The sequence below is a fragment of the Campylobacter sp. CNRCH_2015_1657 genome (genome assembly GCF_025772685.1).
Classification (GTDB): Bacteria; Campylobacterota; Campylobacteria; order Campylobacterales; family Campylobacteraceae; genus Campylobacter_D; species Campylobacter_D lari_D.
The window spans coordinates 1-24,619 of sequence record NZ_JAKMSO010000011.1; the positions used below are offsets into that span (position 1 = coordinate 1).

Consider the following 24,619-nt stretch of genomic DNA (forward strand, 5'->3'; position numbering starts at 1 on the left):
ACCGCTTTTATAATTAAACACCAAAGAAAATTTCAGGTTTTAATCTAAGCATTAAACAATATGCAGCCAAACTAGCTTGCTCTCTTGTGTAATTTCTATTGCCTTGTATATGAATGCATTCTTGTAAAAAGGTTCCATCTTTATACATAGCTCCTATGTAGATGGTACCTGCTTTGGTGTTTTTATCATTCTCTTCTCCAGCTACCCCACTAAGCGCTAAAGCAAAATCACAATTTGTGGTTTTAAAAACCCCTTTTAACATAAAATAAATACAACGATCAGAATATTCTCCAACACTTTCTAAAGTATCATTGCTCACCCCAAGCCAAGAATTTTTCAAACGATTAGAATAAGTGATCAAAGAACCCTCAAACACATTAGAAATTCCTGAATTTTCAGCAAATTTTGAAGCACAAAGTCCTGCGGTACAACTTTCTGCAAAGGAAATTTTTAAGTTTTTTTCTAAAAGTTTTTTGGCTATAAATTTAATAGGATCGTTTCCTAAAAATACTTTTCCTGCAAAAAGTTTGAAAACCCCTTTTAAAAAGCCTTCTAGTTTTCCATATTGACTAGCGCTTGCTCTAATGCAAATGAGATTATCTAATAATGCACTTGAGCAAGTTTGAATTTCAAAAGAAGTAGTAAGTGTGCTAAGTAAGATATTTGCACTCATTTCATCTATATCTAAAAGACAAAAATACGCATAGTCAAGTTCAGGATTTTGCAAAATCAAAGGCAATTTTTGCTCTATATTTATGTTTAATAAATTAATATGACATTGCTCAAAAGAACTTAAAAAGGAATTTTTTTCACGCAAAGCTTTTGAAGGTACTAGGGTATCATTTTCTAAGATTAAAACATCATCATTTAAGGTTGCTATGATCTTAGCTATGGTTGCATAGTATTCGCTAATGCTAAAAATGGTTATATAGCTATATTCTTTAGAAAGTTTTTCAAGTAAAAAAGGAAGTTCTTTATCAGGTTTGTTTATAAATTTTAACTCATGAAGCTCTAAAAACTGCTTTTTGTATTCTTCTTGTATATAACGCATATAATTTTCATTAATAATAATTTCATTGCCTATAATGATGATGAGATGTTTCATGATTTTCCTTTTTTTATTGCGATTATAACAAAAAAATAAGTGCAAATTAAAAGTATTTTAAGTAGAATTTACTATTTTTAAATTTTTCAAGGTGGATTATATGGATTATAAAGATACGCTATTGCTTCCAAATACGACTTTTGCAATGCGTGCAAATTTAGCAGAGCTTGAGCCTAAGCGTTTTAGCAAGTGGTTTGAAAACAACTATGCTTATGAAAAAATGAAACAAAAAAGACAAGGAATAAGCGAGAGTTTTACTTTACATGATGGCCCTCCTTATGCTAATGGACATTTGCATATTGGCCATGCTTTAAATAAAATTTTAAAAGATATCATCATTAAAATGCATTATTTTCAAGGTAAAAAAGTGCGTTTTACTCCTGGTTGGGATTGTCATGGTTTACCGATAGAACAGCAAGTTGAAGTTAAACTTAAAGATAAAAAGCAAAGTTTAAGCAAAAAAGAAATTCGTGAGTTTTGCAGAGAGCATGCGAGAGAATTTGTAAATATCCAAAGAGATGAATTTAAGTCTTTGGGTGTGATTGCTGATTGGGATGAGCCATACTTGACTATGAAAAATGCTTTTGAGGCAGATATTTACAAAGCTTTATGTAAAATCGCTAAAAAAGGACTTTTGCTAGAAAGAAGTAAGCCTGTTTTTTGGAGTTGGGCTGCTAAGAGTGCATTAGCAGAAGCTGAAGTAGAGTATGAAGATAAAGAAGATTATTCTATTTTTGTAGCATTTGAGCTTGATAAAACTTCCCTTGAAAAGCTAGGTGTAAAAAAAGCTAAAGCAGTCATTTGGACTACCACGCCTTGGACTTTACCGGCAAATCAAGCTATATCTTTAAATCCAAATGAAAAATATGTTATCACTGAAGAAGGTTATATTTTTGCTAAAGCCTTGCTTGAAAATATGATTAATAAAAACTTCACTCAAGGAAAAATTCAAAAAGAACTTTTAGGTTCTGAATTTGAAAATTTAAGTGCTATTAATCCACTTAATCAAAGAAAATCCACTCTTATTTTAGGCGATCATGTTTTAATGGAAGGTGGAACAGGGCTTGTGCATACTGCACCAGGTCATGGTGAGGATGATTATTATGTGTGCTTAAAATATGGCATTGAAGTGATTATGCCAGTAGATGATGGTGGGTGTTATGATGAAACACTAAGAGCTAAAGGGCTTTTGCCAGAGCATTTATTAAATGAGTTTATAGGACTTCATATTTTTAAAGCAAATGAGCGTATTTTAGAATTGCTTGGCGAAGCTTTGCTTGAAAGTTCTAAATTTATACATTCTTATCCATTTTGTTGGAGAACACATAAACCGGTTATTTATAGAGCTACAAAACAATGGTTTATCTTAATGGATGAGAAAAAATTAGATGGAAAATCTTTAAGAGAGCTAGCACTAGAGCAATTAAATAATGTGAAATTTTACCCAGAAAGTGGGGTAAAAAGACTTAGTTCTATGATAGAAAATCGCCCTGATTGGTGTATATCAAGACAAAGAGATTGGGGTGTGCCTATCGCATTTTTTAGAGATAAAAACACCAAAGAAGTGATTTTTGATGATGATGTTTTAGATCATTTGGTGGGAATTTTTGAAGCAAATGGAGCTGATGCGTGGTGGGATTTAGAAATAAAAGATTTATTATCGCCAAATAGCAAATATGATCCAAATAATTTAGAAAAAGTTTATGATATTTTAGATGTTTGGTTTGATAGTGGTAGCACTTGGGAAGCAGTATTAAACTCAGCAAGATATGATGCAGGAGAATATCAAGCTTCAATGTATCTTGAAGGAAGTGACCAGCACCGTGGATGGTTTCAAAGCTCACTTTTAATTTCTACTGCTATCAATCACAAAACCCCATATAAAAATATACTTACTCATGGCTTTACCGTAGATGAAAAGGGTCAAAAAATGAGTAAATCTAAGGGTAATGTGATTTTACCTCAAAATGTAGCTAAAAATTATGGGGTAGAAATTTTAAGACTTTGGATAATGCTTAGTGATTATTCAACAGACTTAAAAATTTCAGATAATATCTTAAAACAAGTAAGCGAGCAGTATAGAAAGATAAGAAATACTATAAGATTTTTACTTGCAAATACTAATGATATGGAATTTTTAGAAACAAAAAATTTCACACTTTTAGATAAGTGGATTTTAATGCGTGCAAAAGTTGCTTTTGAAGCATGTGAAGTTGCTTTTGAAAAATATGAATTTGCAAAAGGTTTTAGTGTGCTTTTAAATTTCTTAAGTGCGGATTTAAGTGGAATTTACTTAGATGTGTGCAAAGATAGATTGTATTGTAATGCAAAAGATGATACAAAAAGAGTAAGCGCGCAAAGTGCTATGGTGCTAATAGCTAGAAAGCTTTTTGCGCTTTTAGCTCCAAGTTTAACTTACACTATAGATGAAGCTTTAGAACATGCAAATGTGGCTATTAAAGAAAATGCTAAAGATGTGTTTGATTTGGTGTTAAAAAATGGCTTTGATTATGAGTATAAAATCGAAGATGATTTATTTATAAAATCAAGAGAAAAATTCTTTGAGCTTGTTGATGTATTAAAAAAAGACAAAATCATCAAATCAACCTTAGAGTTAAGCTTGCAAACAAGCGCAAATGAGCTTTTGAGTGAAGATATTGAAGAAGTAGCTGATTGGTTTATGGTAAGCTCGATAGAAAGCTTAGATGATAAAGAAGCTTTGAGTGAGTTTAAAATAGATGATCATAGTTTTAAAATCGTGCGTTCTTTATTGCACAAATGTCCAAGATGTTGGAAATTTTTAGCAAAAGAAGAAGAATGTTTATGTCCAAGATGTAATAGCGTGGAAAAAGCAAAAAATGTTTGAGCAAGCTTTACCTTTTAGCGTGGTGGTGATTACTTTATTGAGCTTTTTATTTATCACGCTTTTTTTGTTTTATTTGGTTAAAAAATTTAAGGATAAATAATGGTAACTTTAAAAGAAGCTTTGAAATTTTCAAATGAAGAATTAGAAAATCTAAAAAAAGAATTAAATGAAAAAGCACATCAGCAAAAGCATTTAGGTGCTTATGTAGAGCAGTTTTTAAATAAAGACTTAAGCACTTCAGGTGCTGGCGTACCAGTAGCTATAAAAGATAATATTAGTGTAAAAGATTGGGAATTAACTTGTGGTTCTAAAATTTTACAAGGCTATGTGGCTCCTTATGATGCAAGCGCTATTGTAAATTTACGCAAAAATAATTTTACTCCATTTGGAAGATGTAATATGGATGAGTTTGCTATGGGAAGTACAAGTGCAACTTCTTTTTATGGTAAGACTTTAAATCCGCTTGATAATACTAAAGTTCCAGGTGGAAGTAGTGGGGGGAGTGCTGCTGCGGTTGCTTCAGGGATAGCTTTGGCAAGTTTGGGTTCAGATACAGGTGGTTCGGTAAGACAGCCTGCTGCATTTTGTGGTTGTGTTGGGTTTAAGCCAAGTTATGGAAGAGTTAGTAGGTATGGTTTAGCAGCGTATTCTTCAAGCCTTGATCAAATCGGAGTTTTAACGCAAAATGTTGAAGATGCTGCGATTTTATATGATGCTATTGCAGGTTATGATGAAAAAGATAGCACAAGTGCAAACATAGCTTTTGAACCAACCGCGCCAAAACTAAATGCAAATAAAAAGCTAAAAATAGCTGTGATTAAAAACTATATAGAGCAAACTAATGATGATGTAAAACAAGCCTTATTAAAAACTATAGATATATTAAAAGCAAATGGCCATGAGATTGTTTATAAAGACTTAATGGATTCTACATTTGATGTTGCGGCTTATTATATCATAGCAGCAGCTGAAGCAAGTGCAAATTTAAGCCGTTATGATGGCGTAAGATATGGTAGAAGAAGTGAAAAATGTGACAATCTTAGCCAAATGTATGTAAATAGCAGAAGTGAAGGTTTTGGTGAGGAAGTAAAAAGAAGAATTTTACTAGGAACCTTTGTTTTAAGTAGTGGCTATTATGATGCATACTACATCAAAGCACAAAAGGCTAGAAGATTTATCAAGCAAAAATATGAAGAAATTTTAAACGATTGTGATTTGATTTTTATGCCAGTTGCTCCAAGCGTTGCTTTTGGTTTTAACGATATAAAAACTCCAGTGCAAATGTATTTAGAAGATGTATTTACTATTTCAGTGAATTTAGCAGGACTTGGTGGCATTAGTGTGCCAGTAGGAAAAAATGAAAATGGACTTAGTATTTCTGCTCAGCTTATATGCAAAGCTTATGATGAGCAAACTTTATTAGATGGTGCTTTGAGCTTGGAAGAAATTATCAAAAACAAATAAAGGAAAAATTATGAAAATCATAAAACGCGCTTTGACTTTTGAAGATGTTTTACTAGTCCCTCAATATTCTGAGGTTTTACCTAAAGAAGTAGATATTAAAACAAGACTTACAAAAAATATCACCTTAAATATGCCTTTGATTTCGGCTGCTATGGATACAGTTACTGAACATAGAGCAGCTATTATGATGGCAAGGCTTGGTGGCATAGGGGTAATCCATAAAAATATGGACATAGCTTCACAAGTTAGAGAGATAAAAAGAGTTAAAAAAAGTGAAAGTGGCGTGATTATGGATCCTATTTATATAGGACCTAAAGCAAGTGTTAAAGAAGCGCTAGAACTCATGGCTGAATATAGAATTTCAGGCGTTCCTGTGGTAGATGAGAATAAAATTTTAATAGGAATTTTAACTAATCGCGATTTAAGATTTGAAACTAACTTTGATAATTTAGTAGAAAATGTAATGACAAAAATGCCTTTAATCACTGCTAAAAAAGGCTCTACTTTAGATGATGCAGAAAGGATTTTCTCTACTAATAAAGTAGAAAAACTTCCAATCGTAGATGAAAATAATCGCTTAGAAGGTTTAATCACTATAAAAGATTTGAAAAAACGCAAAGAATATCCAAATTCAAATAAAGATGCTTATGGAAGATTAAGAGTGGCTGCAGCCGTGGGTGTGGGTCAGCTTGATCGCGTAAAGGCTTTAGTAGAAGCTGAAGTTGATGTTATAGTAATGGATAGTGCGCATGGACATTCTAAAGGGATTATTGATACATTAAAAGCAATTAAGGCTGAATTTAATGTAGATGTGATAGTAGGAAATGTTGCAAGTGCTAAAGCAGTTAAAGATCTATGTGAAGCAGGTGCAGACGCTGTTAAGATAGGTATAGGACCTGGTAGTATTTGCACCACTCGTATTGTTTCAGGTGTGGGTGTACCTCAAATTTCAGCTATAGATGAATGTGCAATAGAAGCGAGTAAATACAGCGTGCCAGTAATCGCTGATGGGGGTATAAAATACTCAGGTGATATTGCAAAAGCTATCGCAGCAGGAGCAAGTAGTGTGATGATAGGTTCACTTTTGGCAGGAACTGATGAGAGTCCAGGTGAGTTATTTACTTATCAAGGAAGACAATATAAGAGTTATCGTGGCATGGGAAGCTTAGGTGCTATGCAAAAAGGTAGTTCAGATAGATATTTCCAAGAAGGTACAGCTCAAGATAAACTTGTACCTGAAGGTATTGAAGGTAGGGTGCCTTATGTAGGAAGTATAAAAAGTGTAGTACATCAACTTTTAGGTGGGCTTAGATCTTCTATGGGTTATGTAGGTGCAGTAGATATCAAAGCTTTCCAAGAAAGAGCTGAATTTGTAGAAATCACTGCAGCAGGATTAAAAGAAAGCCATGTGCATGATGTAACTATCACTGCTGAAGCACCAAATTATAAGGTGAGTAATTAATGGAATTTGAAGATCATATCAAACAAGCCGAGCTTTCTTTGGAAAAACTTAATGATAAAGATTTGGACCTTAAAACTTGCGTAGAAATTTATAAAGAAGGTTTAAAAAGTATCAAGCAAGCAAGAACTATGCTTGAAAATGCTAAATTAGAAATCGAGCAAGTAGATGAGTAGTGTTGTAGCTTTACAATTTCCCACTTTGGCTTTGAGTGAATCAAGGCTTGATTATTATCTAAAAGCTGCTAAGGAAAGTGGTGCGAATTTGGTGGTTTTGGGCGAGTATGTTTTAAATAGCTTTTTTAGTGAGCTAAAAACTATGCCAAAAAGTATGATCAAAGAACAAAGTCAAAGTAAAAAAGCAAGCTTGATAAAACTTGCTAAAAAATATGATTTAAATATTATTGCACCTTTCATAAGTGTTGAAAATGATGGTTTAAAAAAACTATGCTTAAAAGTAGGTCCACAAAATGTAAAAGTGTATGAGCAACAAATTTTAATGCCTTATGCACACTGGAATGAAGAAAAATTTTTTAACAATAAAAAAGCTGATAAGCTTAAACTTTTTACTTTCACACATGAGGGCTTAAAATGTGCTTTGCTTTTTGGCTTTGAGGCACATTTTGATATCTTTTGGCAAATGATCATGAAAAAAAAGATAGACTTAGTCATCATTCCCACAGCTAGTACTTTTGAAAGTAATCAAAGATGGCTAGAACTTTTAAAAACAAGAGCCTTTTTAAACTCAACAAGCATTTTAAGGGTTAATCGTATAGGTAATTTAAAGCAAGAAAATGAGTGGAAATTTTATGGAGATAGCTTTTTTATTAATGCTTTTGGCGAAGTGCAAGAGCAACTTGGCGATCAAGAAGAAATGCTTGTAGTGGAAGTTAGTAAGGCAAATGAAGCTAGAAATTTATGGGGCTTTGATAAGCTTGTGAAAAATTATGAAGAATAGTTTATATTTTAAAACACAAATTATACTTTTAATATAAAGTATAATTTGTTAGAATTAATAATTTAATATAGTAAATTTGGATTTAACTATTTTGTTTATTAACTATAAACCAAAGAATTGAAAATCCTATTATTCCAATTGGTAAGGCAAGCATAAATAATAAAAATTTTATAACTATTTTTGCAATGATTAAAAAAAGAGCATTGATAAAAAATACATTATCTCCAAGCAGTATATTTTTTAGTTCTTTCCATACAAAACATGCAAAAGGAAATAATAAAAATTAATTCCTAACATAATGAAAAAAGAGATGTCGCTAGACGGTGGAGTGATTAAATAAAAAAACAAAAAAATACATGCTGTAAACACATAATGTCTTATAAGTCACACTAGATTTATAGTGCTAAAAACTTTTAGTGGATTGATCAAATTTTACTCCTTATTTATTTATAAAATATTTTGCAATTTTATTTTTTTAAATTAATTTAAACTTAATATTTTTATTTTAATATTGTTATATTAATACTAAATTAAATATAAAGTAGTTTTAGTATTAATAATTTATATAAGATTGTGTAAATATTTTGATGTGGCTATGTGATTTATATCAGGATAAAATAAATACTCATTAAAAAGTTTATATTTTATTTTTAGTAAACAAATGATAGAATTTTGCCTTAAATTTTCAAAAAATTTGAGGCAAGAATGCAAAAAATTCATTTTATAGGTATAGGCGGTATTGGAATTTCAGCTTTGGCGAGATTTTTAAAAGAACAAGACTTTAAGATTAGTGGTTCTGATATCAAAGAAAGTAAAATCACAAAAGAATTAGAAAAAGAAGGTATAAATATAAAAATTCCTCATCATAAAGACAATGTCAAAGATGTGGATTTAGTGGTGTATTCAGCTGCTATTAAAGAAGATAATGAGGAATTAATCAGTGCAAAAAAACAAAACATCACAACGCTTTCAAGAAAAGAAGCCCTGCCTATGATTTTAAAAGACAAAAGAGTTTTTGCGGTTGCGGGAGCCCATGGTAAAAGCACAACTTCAAGCATTTTAGCAAGCTTGATAGAAGCTTCTGTTATTATTGGTGCAGTGCTAAAAGAAAGTGGCACCAATATGCTTTATAAAGAAAGCGAAAATCTCATTTTTGAAGCTGATGAGAGTGACAGTTCTTTTTTGAACTCAAATCCTTATTTAGCTATAGTGACTAATGTTGAAGCAGAACATTTAGATCATTATGGAAATGATCTTTCAAAATTATACAAAGCTTATGAAGACTTTTTGCGTTTGTCTAAAATTCAAGTGATTAATGCTGAAGATGAGTTTTTATCAAGTTTAAATTTAAATAATGCAAAAAAGCTTTACCCAAGCAAAGATATCACAAATATTTATATGAAAGTAGAAAATTTTAAGCCAAAAACCTATTTTACACTTAAAGATTTAGGCGAATTTAGCGTTTTTGGTATGGGTGAGCATGTGGCGATGGATGCTGCTTTGGCTATTTTGGCTGCGAGTGAATTTATAAATATAGAAGAGCTAAAAACTAAGCTTTTAAAATATCAAGGGATTAAAAAAAGATTTGATATTTTATTTGCAAATGAAAATATGGCCTTGATTGATGATTATGGGCACCATCCAACAGAAATCAAAACAACACTTAAAGCAGCAAATGAGTATGCAAGCCTAGCTGGATATAAAAAAATCATAGCTATTTTTGAGCCTCATCGTTATACGCGTTTAAGTGCAAATATAGAGTATTTTAGCGAGGTTTTAGCAAATGTTGATGAGCTTTATATTTTACCTGTGTATGCAGCAGGGGAAGCTAAAATAGATATTAATATGCAAAAATACTTTCCAAAAGCTAAATTTATAAAAGAAATTAAAAGAGAAGAAAATGCTATTTATCTTGATGATGAGTTGATTGAAAATGGCTTGGTAATTGGTTTTGGTGCAGGAGATATAAGCACAAAGCTTAGGGGTAAGTATGTTTAAGATTTTTTTATATGTCTTAGCTTTTTTTGCGATTTTACTTTTTTTCATTTTTTTGCGTAAAAAAATAGGCAAGATTAGTAATTATCTTTTGATTTTAGTGTTGATTTTGATGATTGCCTTTGCGATTAAATTTGAGTTAAGTGTCACAAGAAGTGGTATTTTAAAAAAAGAAACACTCAATGCATTTTTACAAGGACAAAGTCTAATTTGCAAAGATGTTAATGTCACTAAAGAGTATTTTAACTTTGAGCATGGAACGCAAAGTTTTATTTCAAATGGTAAAAATAAACAATTTAAAGCCTATGTTTTTGATATAAAAGATTGCAAGGTAGATAAATAATGCAAGAGCAATTTTTTAAAAAGCTAGATTTAGATGGCTATATAGAAGACTTTAGGGGACTTTTTGCAAGAGATAAAGAAATTTTTTTACAAGGTGATAGCAAGCTTCATTATAAAAGAATCAATGAGCTTTCGCTGATTGATTTTAATCCTCCACCTATGATAGAAGAGCTAAATAGTGCTTTAACTCATCTTAGTAAGCAAGGAATTTTACATTTAAGCCAAAGCTTTGAATTTATTAAAATCTGTATGTATTTTAGATACTTAAAGGGCTTAAAATTTGAAGAAAGTTTAAAAGAATGGCTTTTAAAAATAGAAATTCCACAGGCTATTTTAGAGCTTTTTGAGTATTTTGATGAAAAGGGTGAGATTAAAGAAAGTGTTGATGAAAGACTTGTTAATCTAAATTTAGCTCTAAAGATAAAAAAAGAAAGTTTGGTAGCTGAGTTTAAAAAACTTACCTATACCAAAAGTCTTAGTGCATATTTGATCGATACGCAAATCCATCTTATTAATGGTATGGAGGCCTTGCTTTTACGCGGTGGGTTTAATCATATCTTAAAAGCAAAAATCATAGGTAGAAGTAGTGGCGGTGGATTTTATGTGGTGCCTTTAAGCGTAGAAAAAATCCAAAGTCAAATAGATGAAATCAAAGATACTAAAGAAGAAATTTTTTATGAATATGCTAAAAAAATCAGCTTGATTTTTTATAAAAATTTGATGTTTTTGAAATTTATCAATAATGCTTTTGATTTATTTGATCATTATAGCGCTAGAGTTTTGATGGCTAAAAAACATGATTATGAGTTTGTTTTAGCTGATAGTTCTAATAATTTAAGTTTATATAACTTCGTACATCCGGCTTTAAAAAATGCAAAAAGCGTCAATATAGAATTTAATAAAAAAGTTTTAATCATCACAGGTGTAAATGCAGGTGGTAAGTCTATGCTTCTAAAAGGAATTTTAAGTGCAGCTTTACTTGCAAAGCATTTGCTTCCTATGAAAATTAATGCACAAAAAAGCCAAATAGGAAATTTCAAAGAATTTGATGCAATTTTAGAAGATCCACAAAATGTAAAAAATGATATTTCTACTTTTGCAGGAAGAATGTTGCATTTTTCTAAGCTTTTGGGTAAGAAAAATGTTTTATTAGGGGTTGATGAGATAGAACTTGGGACAGATTTTGAGGAAGCTGCGTGTTTATATACTGAGCTTATTTCTAAGCTTTTAGAACAAGATAATAAAATCATCATCACAACCCACCACAAACGCCTTGCTATGCTTTTGGCTAAAAATTCACAAGTAGAACTTATCGCTGCTTTGTATGATGAGGAATTATCACGTCCAAAATATGAGTTTTTAAAAGGCACTATAGGCAAATCTTATGCATTTGAAACGGCTTTAAGATATGGCATAAGTGCAAATTTAGTGCAAAATGCTAAAAAGCTTTATGGAGAAGATAAAGAAAATTTAGAAGAAATGGTAAGTAAAAATATCAATCTTGAACTTTCTTTACGCAAGAAAAATGAAGAGCTTGAGAAAAAAGAAGCTAAGGTAGATGAAATTTTACTTTCACTCAAAGATCAAAAAGAAAAAAATGAGCAAGAATTTAAAAAGCTTATTTCTAATTTAGAGTTTAAATACCACAAAGCCATAGAAGAAGCTAAAAAAACGATAAATCTAAAAGATATTAAAGAAAAACAAAGAAGTTTAAACAAAGCCAATGAACTTAAAAAAAGTATTGTTTTACCAAGTATGGAGCAAAATGAAGAGCTTAGAGTTGGGGATTTTGTAAAATATGAAAAAATCAAAGGTAAAATCACAGCTATTTCAAAAAATGATGCGATGATTCAAAGCGATGGTTTAAGTTTGCGTGTGCCTTTAAAGCTTCTTAAAAAAAGCAATCAAACCCCTACACAAAAGGTAAAATCAAGTGTTAATATAACCCGCCCAAGTGCTTTAAATATGACTTTAGATTTACACGGCTTAAGAAGTGATGAGGCGCTTGAAAGATTAGATAAATTTATCTCTGATGCTTTGATAGTAGGTTTTGATGAGGTGATAGTTTATCATGGTATAGGCACGGGAAAACTAGCTTTTGCGGTAAAAGAGTTTTTAAAAGCTCACAAAAGTGTAAAAAGCTTTAATGATGCTCCGATTAATCAAGGTGGTTTTGGTGCTAAGGTGGTTAAGCTTTAAGTAAAATTATAGTAAAACCTTTTAAACAATAATGAGGTTTAATAAATGAAACAAGTGATGATTTTAAGTGGAGCAGGTTTGTCTGCTCCAAGTGGTATAAAGACTTTTAGAGCTAGTGGTGGACTTTGGGAAGAGCATGATGTGATGGAAGTTTGCTCAGCAACTGGCTTTAGAAAAAATCCTAAAAAAGTTTTGGAATTTTATAATAAAAGAAGAAAAGAGTTAGCTGGTGTTAAGCCAAATCATGCACATAAAATCATCGCTTTATTGAAACAAAAATTTCCAAAACAAATTAGCATTTTAACGCAAAATGTAGATGATTTATTAGAGCGAGCAGGTTGTGAAGAAGTGGTGCATTTGCATGGTTTTTTACCTGAGCTTAGGTGTTTAGAGTGTGAAAATATTTTTAACATAGGCTATGAAAGTAGTGATGATAAAATTTGTCCTAAATGTCAAAGCAAAAGTATAAGACACAATATCGTGATGTTTGAAGAAATGGCGCCAAATTATAAGATTTTATATGAAAAATTACAAAATTGTGATTTATTTGTATGCATAGGCACAAGTGGGCAGGTTTTACCCGTGGGAGAGTATGCAAGAGTATGTAAGCAAAGTATATTAAACAATCTTGATGGGGATAAATATTTAGAAAGTAATTTCACAAAAGTTTATATAGAAGATGTTTGCACGGCTATTGATAAAATCAAAACCGATATAGAAAATTTCTTGGAAGCAAAATGCTAGAAGTAATCTTACAAGGTATAGTTTTAGGTATGGGTGTGTCTGTGCCTTTTGGACCTGTAAATATTTTGATCTTAAATACTGCTTTGTCTTCTTTTAAAAATGCTTTTTGCGTTGGGCTCGGTGCTTTAAGTGCTGATATACTTTTTTTGATTTTGATTAATCTTGGGCTTTTAAGCTTTGCAAATAATGAATTTTTTTATAAAATACTAGCGGTTTTTGGCTTTTTCTTTTTGAGTTTTATGGTATTTTTAATGCTAAGAAAAACAAGAAAAGTCGATCTTAACAAGGTAAATAAAACACATCCTTTAAAAGGTTTTAGCAAAGGGTTTTTCTTAAATGTTACAAATCCTTATGTTATAGGCTTTTGGGTGAGTGTAGCAGGGCTTAGCATGCAGAGTAAAAACTCTTTTGCCTTGCTTTTTGGTTTGGTTGGTTTTATTGTGTTTTGGATTTTTACTCTATCGTTTTTTGTGTCTAAATTCAAAGCACTTGTAAAAAACAAACATATATTTTACATTAATCTTTTTTCAGCATTTATTTTAGAGTATTTTGCTCTTTCTATGTTGTATAAAGCTTTTATAGGATAGAACATGCAAGTAGTTGAAATTTTTAAAGAATTGAGCAAATTTAAATCCATCACCCCAGATGATGATGGAGCATTAAATTATATTGCAGTGGAGTTAAGTGATTTTGAAGCTTTTTTTATAGAAAAAGAAGGTGTGAAAAATCTTTTGCTGACTAAAAAATTTAGTGATGATGGCGAGCATTTAGCTTTTGGCGGGCATGTAGATGTAGTGCCTGCAGGAGAGGGTTGGAGCAGTGATCCTTTTGAGCCTTTAGAAAAAGATGGGTTTATTTATGTAAGAGGTGCACAAGATATGAAAAGTGGCGTGGCTGCTTTTATGTGTGCAGTTAAGGAGGTAGAAAATTTCAAAGGAAGAATTTCACTGATTTTAACAAGCGATGAAGAAGGCGAGGCTAAATTTGGTACGCTTGAAGTGCTTAAATTTATGCAAGAAAAAGATATGCTACCTGATTTTGCTGTGGTTGCTGAGCCAACTTGTGATAAAAAATTTGGAGATAGTATTAAAATAGGGCGTCGTGGTTCTATCAATGCAAAATTGCTTATCAAAGGCAAACAAGGCCATGTAGCATACCCGCAAAAATGCATTAATCCTGTGCATAATTTTGCTTTTGCTTTGAAATTTTTAGCAGGTTTTGATCTTGATCCAGGCGATGAGGTATTTGCACCATCTAAAATCGTTATTACTGATATACGCGGTGGTATGGAAGTGTGCAATGTAACCCCAAATGATTTAAAATTGATGTTTAATGTAAGAAATTCTCCACAAACTAGCTTAGAAGATGTAAAAGCTTATGTAGAAAAGACTTGTGAAGGACTTGATTATGAATTGAGCATAAATCAAAGTTCAAATCCTTTTTTAACACAAAGTGATTCTAAAATCGTACAAAAGCTAAATGAGAGTGTACAAAAAATCACTCAAGTAGTGCCAGAACTTAACACCAAAGGTGGTACAAGCGATGCAAGATATTTTGCTGAGTTTGGTGTGAAAGTAGTAGAATTTGGCGTGTGCAATGATAGAATTCATGCAATTGATGAAAGAGTGAGTATAGAAGAGCTTGAAAAATTGTATTTAGTTTTTAAAGATTTATTAGAGAATTTTAACTAGGAAAAGCATGGATGTAATAGGAATTTAGAGTAGCCTCTCATTTAAGAGTACCTTGCAGCTACCGGCAAGTTAGCCCTCTAAACTTCTAAAATTATATCATTAATTTTTAAAATGGAGTTAATAGGAAGTAAAATGTCTTTTGAGCTTGATGTAAGTAGCTATGAAAAAATAGAAAAGCTATTTATAAATTTTAAATTTAGAATGATAAAAGGGATTAATGTTTTGCATTTTGGATATTTGTGGGGAGCTTGCAAAGAAGCACAAAAGATTTTAGAAAAAAATCAAAAATGCGAAGATTTGTTTGAGCTAATTATGAAAATTTATTCCAAAAGACGGAAAAATCATCAAGCAAATTTTTTACTTTTACAATGTTATGAAAATGCTCTAAGAAGTACTTTAGCAGTAAAAATAGCAAATTTGTATAATAAGTTAGATGATGATTGGTTTAAATCTAGCGAAGAGGCTTTTAATCCTGCTTTAAAAAGTCTTTTAAAAAAAGTTAAAAAGAGATGTCAAAAAATAGATGAATATAATAGCACTTGGCAAATTTTTGATGATTTTTGTCTGATTGATTTAGAAGAGATATTAATAGATCATTGGAGTGAATTTGCTTATATATTTAAAGATAAAAAAATATATAAAAATCAAGTCTTACCAAGTTTTGGCACCAAAGAACATCTTAAGACAAAACTAAGTCAAATAAGAAAAGCTAGAAATGAAACCTATCATAATAAACCTACAAAAATAAAATTTAAAAAAGATTTGGAAATTTTACTTTTGAAACTTGGTTATAATTTAGAAGATGCTATTGATATTGGAGAGATAAAAGAAGCTGTTATTTTAAGATTTAATTATAATAATGTAAGTGAGTAAGTATTTTAAGTAAAATAAGTAAAGGTTTTAAATGATTATTAATGGGCAAAAGCTTGAGTTAAAAGAGCTTAAATTCATGGACTATGTTCAAGAAAAGCAATTAAAAATAGAATTTATTGCCTTAGAATTAAACGGAGAAATTATCCCAAGGGATAAATTTGAAAATTTGATTTTAAAAGAAAATGATAAAGTAGAGATTGTTACTTTTGTAGGTGGTGGTTGATGAGAATTAAATTTAATGGTAGTATGATAGACACGCATTTTAAAAACACTTTGGAATTTTTTCAAAGTGTGAGTAAAAATGAAAATGATGTATGGATAGTCAATGGTTTTGCAACAAAAGAAAGTTTGGAGCTAAAAGAAAATGATGAGCTTTTTTGTATAGAAAAAAATACTTTACCACCATATGAAGCTCTTGATGCGATGATGAGGGCAAGACACACTCCAAAGCTTCATGATAAGCTTAAAAAGGCAAGTGTGGCAGTGTGTGGACTTGGTGGACTTGGCTCGCATATAGCTATAAATTTAGCAAGAAGTGGGGTTGGTAGGCTTCATTTGATTGATTTTGATGTGGTGGAGCCAAGCAATCTTAACCGCCAAGCTTATATGGTGGAAGATTTAGGTAAATTTAAGGCTGAAGCTTTAAAAGATCAAATTAGTAAGATTAATCCTTTTATAGAAGTATTTGCACAAGTTTTAAAAATAGAAAAAGAAAATATAGCCAAACTTTTTGCAGGTGATGATATAGTTTGTGAAGCCTTTGATAGTGCAAAATACAAAGCCCTTTTAGCGCAAAATTTTCACCAATACTATCCTCAAAAAACATTAATTTGTGCTTCTGGCTTAGCAGGATATGGCGATAGCAACAGCATACAAACAAGAAAAATTGCAAAAAACTTTTTTGTTTGTGGTGATTTAAAAAACGAGGCAAAAGTAGGTAATGGACTTATGGCACCGCGTGTAAATATTTGTGCAGGACATCAAGCGAATTTAGTTTTAGAACTTTTAGCGAGCGAGTAATGGAAAAATTAAAAATAGGAAAATATGAGTTTAATTCCAGGTTTATTTTAGGTTCTGGGAAATTTTCTTTTGAGCTTATAAAATCAGCCATTGAAGAAGCAAAAGTTGAGATTATCACCTTAGCTTTGCGTAGGGTAAATGATAAAGGCATAGAAAATATACTTGATTTTATCCCAAAGCATATTAAGCTTTTACCAAATACTTCAGGTGCAAGAAATGCTAATGAGGCATTGCGTATAGCAAGACTTGCAAGAGAGCTTGGTTGTGGAGATATGATTAAGGTTGAAGTAATTAGCGATAGTAAATATTTACTACCGGATAATTATGAAAGTATAAAAGCAGTAGAACTTTTAGCAAATGAGGGTTTTACACCTTTAGTTTATATGTATCCTGATTTATATGCAGCACGTGCTATGGCTAATGCGGGAGCTGCTGCTATAATGCCTCTTGGAGCTCCTATAGGAAGCAATAAGGGCTTAAAAACTAAAGAATTTATACAAATTTTACTTAATGAAATTAGCTTACCTATTATAGTAGATGCAGGTATAGGAAATCCAGCACAAGCTTGTGAAGCCATGCAAATGGGAGTAAGTGCAGTGATGGCAAATACCGCCATAGCTCAAGCTAAAGATGTAGCAAAAATGGCAAAGGCTTTTGCTTTGGCTATAGAAGCAGGATATAATGCGTATTTAGCAGGTATAGCAAATGAAAGTACGCCAAGTGCAAGCTCGCCTTTGAGTGGTTTTTTAAGAGATTAAAATGCAAAAATATCCTCATATGCAAAGTATTGAAAGTGAGATTTTAACTAAGGTTTTAAAAGAAGTTGAAAATTTTGATGAAAGTAAATTTAGCGCTTTTGATGTAAAACAAGCTTTAGTTAAAGATTATCTTAACATAGAAGATTTGAAAGCTTTGCTTTCAAGCGCAGCAGAAGATTTTATAGAAGATTTAGCACAAAAATCAAGCAAGATTACTCAAAAATATTTTGGAAATTCCATTTCACTTTTTACACCTTTATATCTTTCTAATTTTTGCAATAGCAAATGTACTTATTGTGGATTTCAAAAAGGAAATAATATTAAAAGAGCTAAGCTAAACGAGGCTGAAATTCACAAAGAAATGCAAGAAATTAAAAAAAGTGGCTTGGAAGAAATTTTACTCTTAACAGGTGAGGGCAGGGAATATGCTAGCGTAGAATATCTTGCCAAAGCTTGTGAGATAGCAAAAGAGTATTTTAAGGTCGTGGGAATTGAAGTTTATCCTATGAATGTAGATGAGTATGCATTGCTTCATGAAAAGGGTTGTGAATATGTAAGTGTTTATCAAGAAACTTATAATCAAAAAACTTATTCTAAAATTCATATTGAAGGTGAAAAAAGTGTATTTGAGTATCGCTTTCATGCACAAGAGCGAGCGTTAAAAGCAGGTATGAGAGGGGTTGCTTTTGGAACTTTACTTGGCGTGGATGATTTTAGAAAAGATGCTTTTGCTACGGCTTTACATGCGTATTTTTTACAGCAAAAATACCCTCATGCTGAAATAGCTTTATCTATCCCTAGACTAAGACCTATTATCAATAATAAAAAAATTCATCCAAAAGATGTGAGCGAAACAAGACTTTTGCAAGTTTTGTGTGCTTATAGATTATTTTTACCTTTCGCAAGTATTACTATTTCTACGCGTGAAAGAGCAGGGTTTAGAGATGGGGTTATTAAACTTGGAGCTACCAAAATGAGTGCAGGCGTGAGTGTGGGGGTAGGTGAGCACCAAGGTAATAAAAAAGGTGATGATCAGTTTCAAATTAGTGATATGCGTAGTGTTGATGAGGTTTTAGCTATGTTAAAAAATGCAAATTTGCAAGCTATAATGAGCGATAGTATTTATGTGGGATAAAAAAATCATTGCTATTAGCGATAGTCAAAATACCCAAGGAGATTTTTTAAATTTTATTGAAAAACTAAGTCAAAGTAGTATTGATGCTTTAGTGCTTAGAGAAAAACATTTGGATGAGTTAGAATATACTAAATTAGCCAAAGAAGTGTTAAAAATTTTTAATAAAACTCAAAAAATTTGCTTTTTGCATTATCATTATGAAGCTTGTTTAAAATTAAATCATCAATTTTTTCATGCTTCCTTAATAATTTTACAAAATTACCCACAAAGTTATAAAAAATTTGAGCTTTTGGGTACTTCCATCCATTCTAAAGAAGAATTAGATTTAGCTTATAAGTTTAAAGCAAATCATGCTTTTTTTGGGCATGTATTTGAAAGCTCATGTAAGGCTGATTTAACACCAAAGGGTATAAAAAATTTAAAAGATTTGTTAGAAGTTTCAAAAATACCCATTTATGCCATAGGTGGGATAAATATCCAAACTATAAACCACTTAAAAGATTTAAATTTAGCAGGCGTATGTATAAGAGAAGCTTTGTATAAAAGTAAAGATGTAAAAAACTATGTTTTAAAGTGTAAAGATCTTTTAGTCCAAAAGGACTAAAAGATTATAGCCAGAAAAAGTATGCAATTACTGCAAGCGCGATTGAGCAAAAGATATTTAATATAATCCCAACTTTTACCATTTCTTGTTGTTTAATATGTCCTGTACCAAAAACTATAGCATTTGGTGGTGTAGCAACTGGTAGCATGAAAGCACAAGAAGCACCAATAGCAATGATTAAAGCAAGTCCTAAAGCAGGAACACCTAAAGTATCTGCTATAGAGATAAATAAAGGCACAAGTAAGGCTGCTGAAGCAGTATTTGAAGTAAATTCAGTTAAAAATACTATAAAAAATGCCACAATTAAACCTATAATAAATAAATGTCCATTTTCTATAAATGAAATGATAGTATCAGCCATTACTTTACTAGCGCCAGAATCTCTTAATACTACACTTAGAGTGATACCTCCACCAAAGAGCATTAATACACCCCAATCGGTATTTTTTTGTATATTTTTCCAATCAATTACTTTAAAAGCACATACTAAAACAGCAGCCAATAAAGCAATAATTGCATCAAGATTTGCTATTTTGTGTCCAAAAATACTTGTGATGATAGGACTGATATTACCACTAAAAATCCAAGATAGTGCAACGACTAAAAAGATTATTAAAGTGATGATTCTAGGTCTTGTAAGTTCTATATTTTCAGTATGTAAATCAACTTGTAGATTAAATTTAGGTTTAAACATAAAGTATAAAATTAAAATCATTGCAGGTAGGAAAATTAAAACAATAGGAATTCCGTATTTTAACCATTGTGCAAAAGTAATGTGTAATTGAGTGGCAACGATTGCATTTGGTGGAGTTCCTACTATGGTGCCTATACCACCTATACTCGCACTAAAAGCTATACCTAAAAGGATGAAAACATAAGTATTTCTATCTTTTTGCGGATCAAGTGAAGCTAACATACCTATAGCAAGCGGAAGCATCATAGCTGCTGTTGCGGTATTACTCATCCACATAGATAAAAACGCAGTGGTAATAAAAATATACAAACTAGAAAGGCCTAAATGCCCTTTTGCTAATGTTAAAATTTTATGTGCAATAAGTTTGTCTAATTTTTGATGATGCATAGCTGCGGCCAAAGCAAAACCACCAAAAAATAAAAAGATATTAGAATCAGCAAAACCTGTTAAAGCTTTAGCGGTGGGTAGTAATCCCAAAATAGCAGCTAAAACAGGTACTAAAATAGCTGTAATAGTAACATGCAAAGCCTCACTAAGCCATAAAACGGCAATAAAAATTAACAAAGATAAACCTTGGTTTACTTTAGTTTCACCAAAAGGGGAAAAATAAAGCAAAGCGATAAATAACACTAAATCAGCAACGACTATAAGTGTTTTTGTATTTGAACTCATTTAACAACTCCTTTAAAATATTGCAGTTTTGTAACATATTCTAAATGAATTTTCTTTTAAATATCAATTTTTGTATAAAATTTTTTCAATAAAATTATTCTTGTGTGAAAAAAAGTAAGTTTTAGTAAAATTTATTTGTTTTTGGTATAATTTTTGCTAATTAAAAATCATAAAATAACAAAGATGATTCTAAGGAAAAAAAGATGTTAAAAAAAGTATTTGTATTTGTTTTAGCTTTATTTTTTAGTGCATGTGCTGTAAATTCTAAAAATCAAAGTGTTGCAAAAGTTAATGAGCTTATAAAAATTCAAGCACAATGTTATAATCCTTCTGATTCTAAAGCATATGAAGCAAAAATTAAAGGCCTTGTGTATATTAGTGATGTGGGACTTAAGTATTGCGCAAATAAAAGAACAATTGATAAAAGTGTTTCCTTAAAAAAAGTTTATATTCATAGGGTATATGATTTAAATGAGAATTTAAAATATTCTTCTTCTAATGGAAGTAATTATTACATCAATGAAAATTTCAACTATTATTTTTATGTGTTTTTAAAAGAAGAATTAGAAAATAGAGGTATAGTTGTAGTAGAAGATACACAAGATTCTCCTTATGTTTTAAGAGTAGATTTAAGTTTTAATGATTTTTATTCTAAATTTGATTCTAATTCTTTATTTTCAATTATTGCTAGTCAATTGACACTAAAAGATATTAATACCAATAAAACTATTAATATTAAAACCAAACAAGAAGTTAAAGGTTTTTATAATATCAAAGATCTACCTTTTTTCACTCAGCTTCTTATAAAACAAGTGGCTAATAAATCTGCAGATATTATCAGCTCTTTGTGAGGTGTTTTAATTGCCATGGATTTTCCTTTGCGAGTTTTTGTCCAGCTTGCAAGGAAGAGCTTTTAGAATATTCTTTAGGTATAAGAGAACTTGAGGGAAATTTTAAAGTTTATTATTTTTATCAATATGAGCAAATTAAGCATTTGATTTATTTTAAACACAAATTTCAAGGCTATTTTGTTTTAAATGCTTTAGCAAAATTGAGTTTTGCTAAATTTGAGGATTTTTTTCAACCATCTTGTAAAATTAATGCTATAGCTTTAGATGATAAAACATATAAAAATTACTCTCATACTGCTATTTTAACTAAATACTTAAATACTAAATTTATAAAACCTATGTATCACACCTTGCAAGCTAGTTCAGAATTTAAATATAGTGGTAAAAGTTTGAAATTTCGTAAAGATAATAAAAGATCTTATAAGCTTTTAAAGCGTCCAAAATATCCTGTAATTTTAGTAGATGATGTGATAACTACTGGATTAAGTTTATTAGAGGCAAAAGAGCTTTTAGAAAAAAATAATATTGAAGTGCTTTTTGCTTTAGTTTTGGCTAATGCAAAATTTGATACAATATAGGCATTAATTTTAAGGATTTTTATGGAAAATATTTTTACTAAAGATTCAGATATTGAAAATATAGATATAGAAAGTTCTATAAAAAGTAGTTATTTAGATTATTCTATGAGTGTTATTATAGGCCGCGCCTTGCCTGATGCTAGAGATGGGCTTAAACCTGTTCATAGAAGAATTTTATATGCTATGAATGATTTAGGTGTTGGAAGTCGTAGTACATACAAAAAATCAGCGCGTATAGTGGGTGATGTAATCGGTAAATATCATCCACATGGTGATACAGCTGTATATGATGCTTTAGTAAGAATGGCGCAAGATTTTTCTATGCGTTATCCAAGCGTAGATGGACAAGGAAACTTCGGTTCTATTGATGGTGATGGCGCTGCTGCGATGCGTTATACTGAAGCTAGGATGACGATTTTAGCTGAAGAGCTTTTGCGCGATATAGAAAAAGATACGGTTGATTTTATACCAAATTATGATGATTCTATGAGTGAGCCCGATGTTTTACCTGCTAGGGTCCCAAATTTATTGCTTAATGGCTCAAGTGGTATTGCAGTAGGTATGGCTACTAATATTCCTCCGCATAGCTTAAATGAGCTTATTGATGGTTTGCTTTATTTAATTGATAATAAAAACGCAAGTTTAGAAGAAATAATGCAATTTATTAAAGGACCTGATTTTCCAACCGGCGGTATTATCTTTGGTAAAAAAGGTATTATAGAAGCATACCGCACAGGTCGTGGTAGGGTAAAAGTAAGAGCAAAGACCCATATAGAAAAAAGAGCTAATAAAGATATTATCGTTATAGATGAACTTCCTTATCAAACTAACAAAGCAAGATTAATAGAGCAAATCGCTGAACTTGCCAAAGAAAAACAAATCGAAGGTATTGTTGAAGTTAGAGATGAGAGTGATAGAGAAGGAATTCGCGTGGTGATTGAACTAAAACGCGATGCTATGAGTGAGATTGTGTTAAATAATCTTTTTAAATCTACCACTATGGAAAGTACTTTTGGTGTGATTATGCTTGCTATACATAATAAAGAGCCAAAAGTTTTTTCTTTAATTGAGCTTTTAAATTTATTCTTAAATCATAGAAAAACTGTAATTATTAGAAGAACTATTTATGAGTTGCAAAAAGCTAGAGCTAGAGCACATATTTTAGAAGGTTTAAAAATTGCACTAGATAATATTGATGAAGTGATAGCTTTGATTAAAAACTCTCCTGATAACCCAACGGCTAAAAATTTATTAATGCAAAAATTTGGTCTAAGCGAGCTTCAATCTAATGCTATTTTAGATATGAAATTAGGCCGTTTAACAGGTCTTGAGAGAGAAAAAATTGATAATGAATTAAGGGAATTATTAGCAGAAATAGAGAGGCTTGATCAAATTTTAAAAAGCGAAACTTTGCTTGAAAATTTAATCAAAGATGAGTTAAAAGAAATCAGAACAAAATTTGATGTACCGAGAATTACTCAAATTGAAGATGACTATGATGATATTGATATAGAAGATTTAATACCAAATGAAAATATGGTAGTTACTATTACTCATCGTGGTTATATTAAGCGTGTTCCAAGTAAGCAATATGAAAAACAAAAACGCGGTGGTAAAGGTAAGGTTGCAGTCACAACTTACGATGATGATTTTATAGAAAGCTTCTTTACAGCAAATACACATGATACCTTGATGTTTGTTACTGATCGTGGACAGCTTTATTGGCTTAAGGTTTATAAAATTCCTGAAGGAAGTAGAACTGCTAAAGGCAAAGCTGTGGTTAATCTCATTAATCTACAAGCAGATGAAAAAATCATGGCAATTATTCCAACCACTGATTTTGATGAAAGTAAATCATTGTGTTTCTTTACTAAAAATGGTATCGTAAAACGCACAAATTTAAGTGAATATCAAAACATTAGAAGCGTGGGTGTAAAAGCGATTAATCTAGATGAAAATGATGAACTTGTTACTGCAATTATCGTAGCAAGGGATGAAAATGAAACTCAAGAACAAAATTATGAAGAAAATTTAGAAAATGAAATGCTTGAACCTAATGAAGAGCTTGATAATACTATCGTTGGTAAAATGCTTTTTGCGGTTACTAAAAAAGGTATGTGCATTAAATTCCCACTTGCTAAAGTTAGAGAGATTGGCCGTGTAAGTAGAGGGGTAACTGCGATTAAATTTAAAGAAAAAGATGATGAGGTTGTGGGTGCTGTTGTTATAGAAAATGACGCTCAAGAAATCTTAAGCGTAAGTGCAAAAGGTATAGGTAAGCGTACTGATGCTGGAGAATATAGACTTCAAAGTAGAGGTGGTAAGGGTGTTATTTGTATGAAACTTACTGCCAAAACAAAAGATTTAATCGGTATAGTCATAGTTGATGAAAGTATGGATTTAATGGCATTAACAAGCAGCGGTAAGATGATACGCGTTGATATGCAAAGCATTAGAAAAGCAGGTAGAAATACAAGTGGTGTAATTGTTGTTAATGTTGAAAATGATGAGGTTGTAAGCATTGCTAAGTGTCCTAAAGAAGAAGATGAGGAGTTAGATGCTGAAACTAATATGGATTTAAATTTAGAATAGTAAAATTATTGGAATGCTTT

General features: G+C 31.0%; 22 protein-coding genes. 20 read left to right on the top strand and 2 right to left on the bottom strand.

Annotated elements, in window-relative coordinates; genetic code table 11:
* Positions 1-13: 13 nt before the first annotated feature.
* Complete coding sequence (locus L8X27_RS07110) at positions 14-1,105, bottom strand: CinA family protein (RefSeq protein WP_133319790.1); 1,092 nt, start codon at positions 1,103-1,105, stop codon at positions 14-16.
* A 100-nt stretch (positions 1,106-1,205) separates the two neighbouring features.
* Here L8X27_RS07110 and ileS point away from each other — a divergent pair, with 100 nt between their 5' ends.
* The 17 genes from ileS to L8X27_RS07195 all read left to right on the top strand — a co-directional run bounded on the left by ileS (position 1,206) and on the right by L8X27_RS07195 (position 19,212).
* On the top strand, positions 1,206-3,971 hold the full coding sequence (gene ileS, locus L8X27_RS07115; protein ID WP_263671737.1) for an isoleucine--tRNA ligase: 2,766 nt from the start codon (positions 1,206-1,208) through the stop codon (positions 3,969-3,971).
* 99 nt (positions 3,972-4,070) lie between these two features.
* On the top strand, positions 4,071-5,435 hold the full coding sequence (gatA, locus tag L8X27_RS07120; protein WP_263671735.1) for an Asp-tRNA(Asn)/Glu-tRNA(Gln) amidotransferase subunit GatA: 1,365 nt from the start codon (positions 4,071-4,073) through the stop codon (positions 5,433-5,435).
* Between the two features lie 10 nt (positions 5,436-5,445).
* Complete coding sequence (gene guaB, locus L8X27_RS07125) at positions 5,446-6,897, top strand: IMP dehydrogenase (RefSeq protein WP_133319793.1); 1,452 nt, start codon at positions 5,446-5,448, stop codon at positions 6,895-6,897.
* Positions 6,897-7,070, top strand: a complete 174-nt coding sequence (gene xseB, locus L8X27_RS07130; RefSeq protein ID WP_039628709.1) for an exodeoxyribonuclease VII small subunit — start codon at positions 6,897-6,899, stop codon at positions 7,068-7,070. Before guaB ends, xseB begins: the two co-directional genes overlap by 1 nt.
* Positions 7,063-7,851, top strand: coding sequence for a carbon-nitrogen hydrolase family protein (locus L8X27_RS07135; RefSeq protein WP_133319794.1), 789 nt, complete (start codon positions 7,063-7,065; stop codon positions 7,849-7,851). Before xseB ends, L8X27_RS07135 begins: the two co-directional genes overlap by 8 nt.
* Before the next feature lie 705 nt (positions 7,852-8,556).
* Positions 8,557-9,849, top strand: a complete 1,293-nt coding sequence (gene murC, locus L8X27_RS07140) for a UDP-N-acetylmuramate--L-alanine ligase (RefSeq protein ID WP_263671734.1) — start codon at positions 8,557-8,559, stop codon at positions 9,847-9,849.
* Entirely contained in the window at positions 9,842-10,189 is a 348-nt protein-coding gene (locus tag L8X27_RS07145; RefSeq protein WP_263671733.1) for a hypothetical protein, read from the top strand. The genes murC and L8X27_RS07145 overlap by 8 nt, the downstream gene beginning before the upstream one ends.
* The gene (locus tag L8X27_RS07150) at positions 10,189-12,387 is read left to right on the top strand and encodes an endonuclease MutS2 (RefSeq protein WP_263681166.1); all 2,199 of its coding nucleotides are present in this window, start codon (positions 10,189-10,191) and stop codon (positions 12,385-12,387) included. Before L8X27_RS07145 ends, L8X27_RS07150 begins: the two co-directional genes overlap by 1 nt.
* Before the next feature lie 45 nt (positions 12,388-12,432).
* The gene (locus L8X27_RS07155) at positions 12,433-13,131 is read left to right on the top strand and encodes an SIR2 family NAD-dependent protein deacylase (RefSeq protein ID WP_263671730.1); all 699 of its coding nucleotides are present in this window, start codon (positions 12,433-12,435) and stop codon (positions 13,129-13,131) included.
* Complete coding sequence (locus tag L8X27_RS07160; RefSeq protein WP_039628698.1) at positions 13,125-13,718, top strand: LysE family transporter; 594 nt, start codon at positions 13,125-13,127, stop codon at positions 13,716-13,718. Before L8X27_RS07155 ends, L8X27_RS07160 begins: the two co-directional genes overlap by 7 nt.
* Positions 13,719-13,721: 3 nt before the next feature.
* A complete protein-coding gene (gene dapE / locus L8X27_RS07165) occupies positions 13,722-14,822 on the top strand; it encodes a succinyl-diaminopimelate desuccinylase (protein ID WP_220567303.1) in 1,101 nt (366 codons plus the stop codon).
* Between the two features lie 132 nt (positions 14,823-14,954).
* Positions 14,955-15,695 (top strand): CAAX protease, encoded by a 741-nt coding sequence (locus L8X27_RS07170; protein WP_263671728.1) that lies wholly within the window; start codon positions 14,955-14,957, stop codon positions 15,693-15,695.
* Positions 15,696-15,726: 31 nt separating this feature from the next.
* A complete protein-coding gene (gene thiS, locus L8X27_RS07175) occupies positions 15,727-15,918 on the top strand; it encodes a sulfur carrier protein ThiS (protein WP_220516536.1) in 192 nt (63 codons plus the stop codon).
* Complete coding sequence (gene thiF / locus L8X27_RS07180; RefSeq protein ID WP_263671727.1) at positions 15,915-16,715, top strand: thiamine biosynthesis protein ThiF; 801 nt, start codon at positions 15,915-15,917, stop codon at positions 16,713-16,715. Before thiS ends, thiF begins: the two co-directional genes overlap by 4 nt.
* Positions 16,715-17,473, top strand: a complete 759-nt coding sequence (locus L8X27_RS07185; protein ID WP_133319804.1) for a thiazole synthase — start codon at positions 16,715-16,717, stop codon at positions 17,471-17,473. The genes thiF and L8X27_RS07185 overlap by 1 nt, the downstream gene beginning before the upstream one ends.
* A 1-nt stretch (position 17,474) precedes the next feature.
* Entirely contained in the window at positions 17,475-18,608 is a 1,134-nt protein-coding gene (gene thiH / locus L8X27_RS07190) for a 2-iminoacetate synthase ThiH (protein WP_263671725.1), read from the top strand.
* Positions 18,598-19,212: a thiamine phosphate synthase gene (locus L8X27_RS07195; protein WP_263671723.1), complete on the top strand. Its 615-nt coding sequence runs from the start codon at positions 18,598-18,600 to the stop codon at positions 19,210-19,212. Before thiH ends, L8X27_RS07195 begins: the two co-directional genes overlap by 11 nt.
* Before the next feature lie 4 nt (positions 19,213-19,216).
* Here the strand turns inward: L8X27_RS07195 and L8X27_RS07200 are convergent, their stop codons facing one another.
* A complete protein-coding gene (locus tag L8X27_RS07200) occupies positions 19,217-20,578 on the bottom strand; it encodes a DASS family sodium-coupled anion symporter (protein ID WP_133319807.1) in 1,362 nt (453 codons plus the stop codon).
* Between the two features lie 203 nt (positions 20,579-20,781).
* On the opposite strand from L8X27_RS07200, the gene mapA reads away from it, so the two are divergent.
* From mapA to gyrA, 3 genes are read left to right on the top strand one after another with little or no spacing between them, the layout of a single operon-like run.
* The gene (gene mapA / locus L8X27_RS07205; protein WP_263671722.1) at positions 20,782-21,429 is read left to right on the top strand and encodes an outer membrane lipoprotein MapA; all 648 of its coding nucleotides are present in this window, start codon (positions 20,782-20,784) and stop codon (positions 21,427-21,429) included.
* Positions 21,426-22,007, top strand: a complete 582-nt coding sequence (locus L8X27_RS07210; protein WP_133319809.1) for a ComF family protein — start codon at positions 21,426-21,428, stop codon at positions 22,005-22,007. The genes mapA and L8X27_RS07210 overlap by 4 nt, the downstream gene beginning before the upstream one ends.
* 21 nt (positions 22,008-22,028) lie before the next feature.
* On the top strand, positions 22,029-24,599 hold the full coding sequence (gyrA, locus tag L8X27_RS07215; protein WP_263671720.1) for a DNA gyrase subunit A: 2,571 nt from the start codon (positions 22,029-22,031) through the stop codon (positions 24,597-24,599).
* The last annotated feature ends 20 nt before the right edge of the window (positions 24,600-24,619 follow it).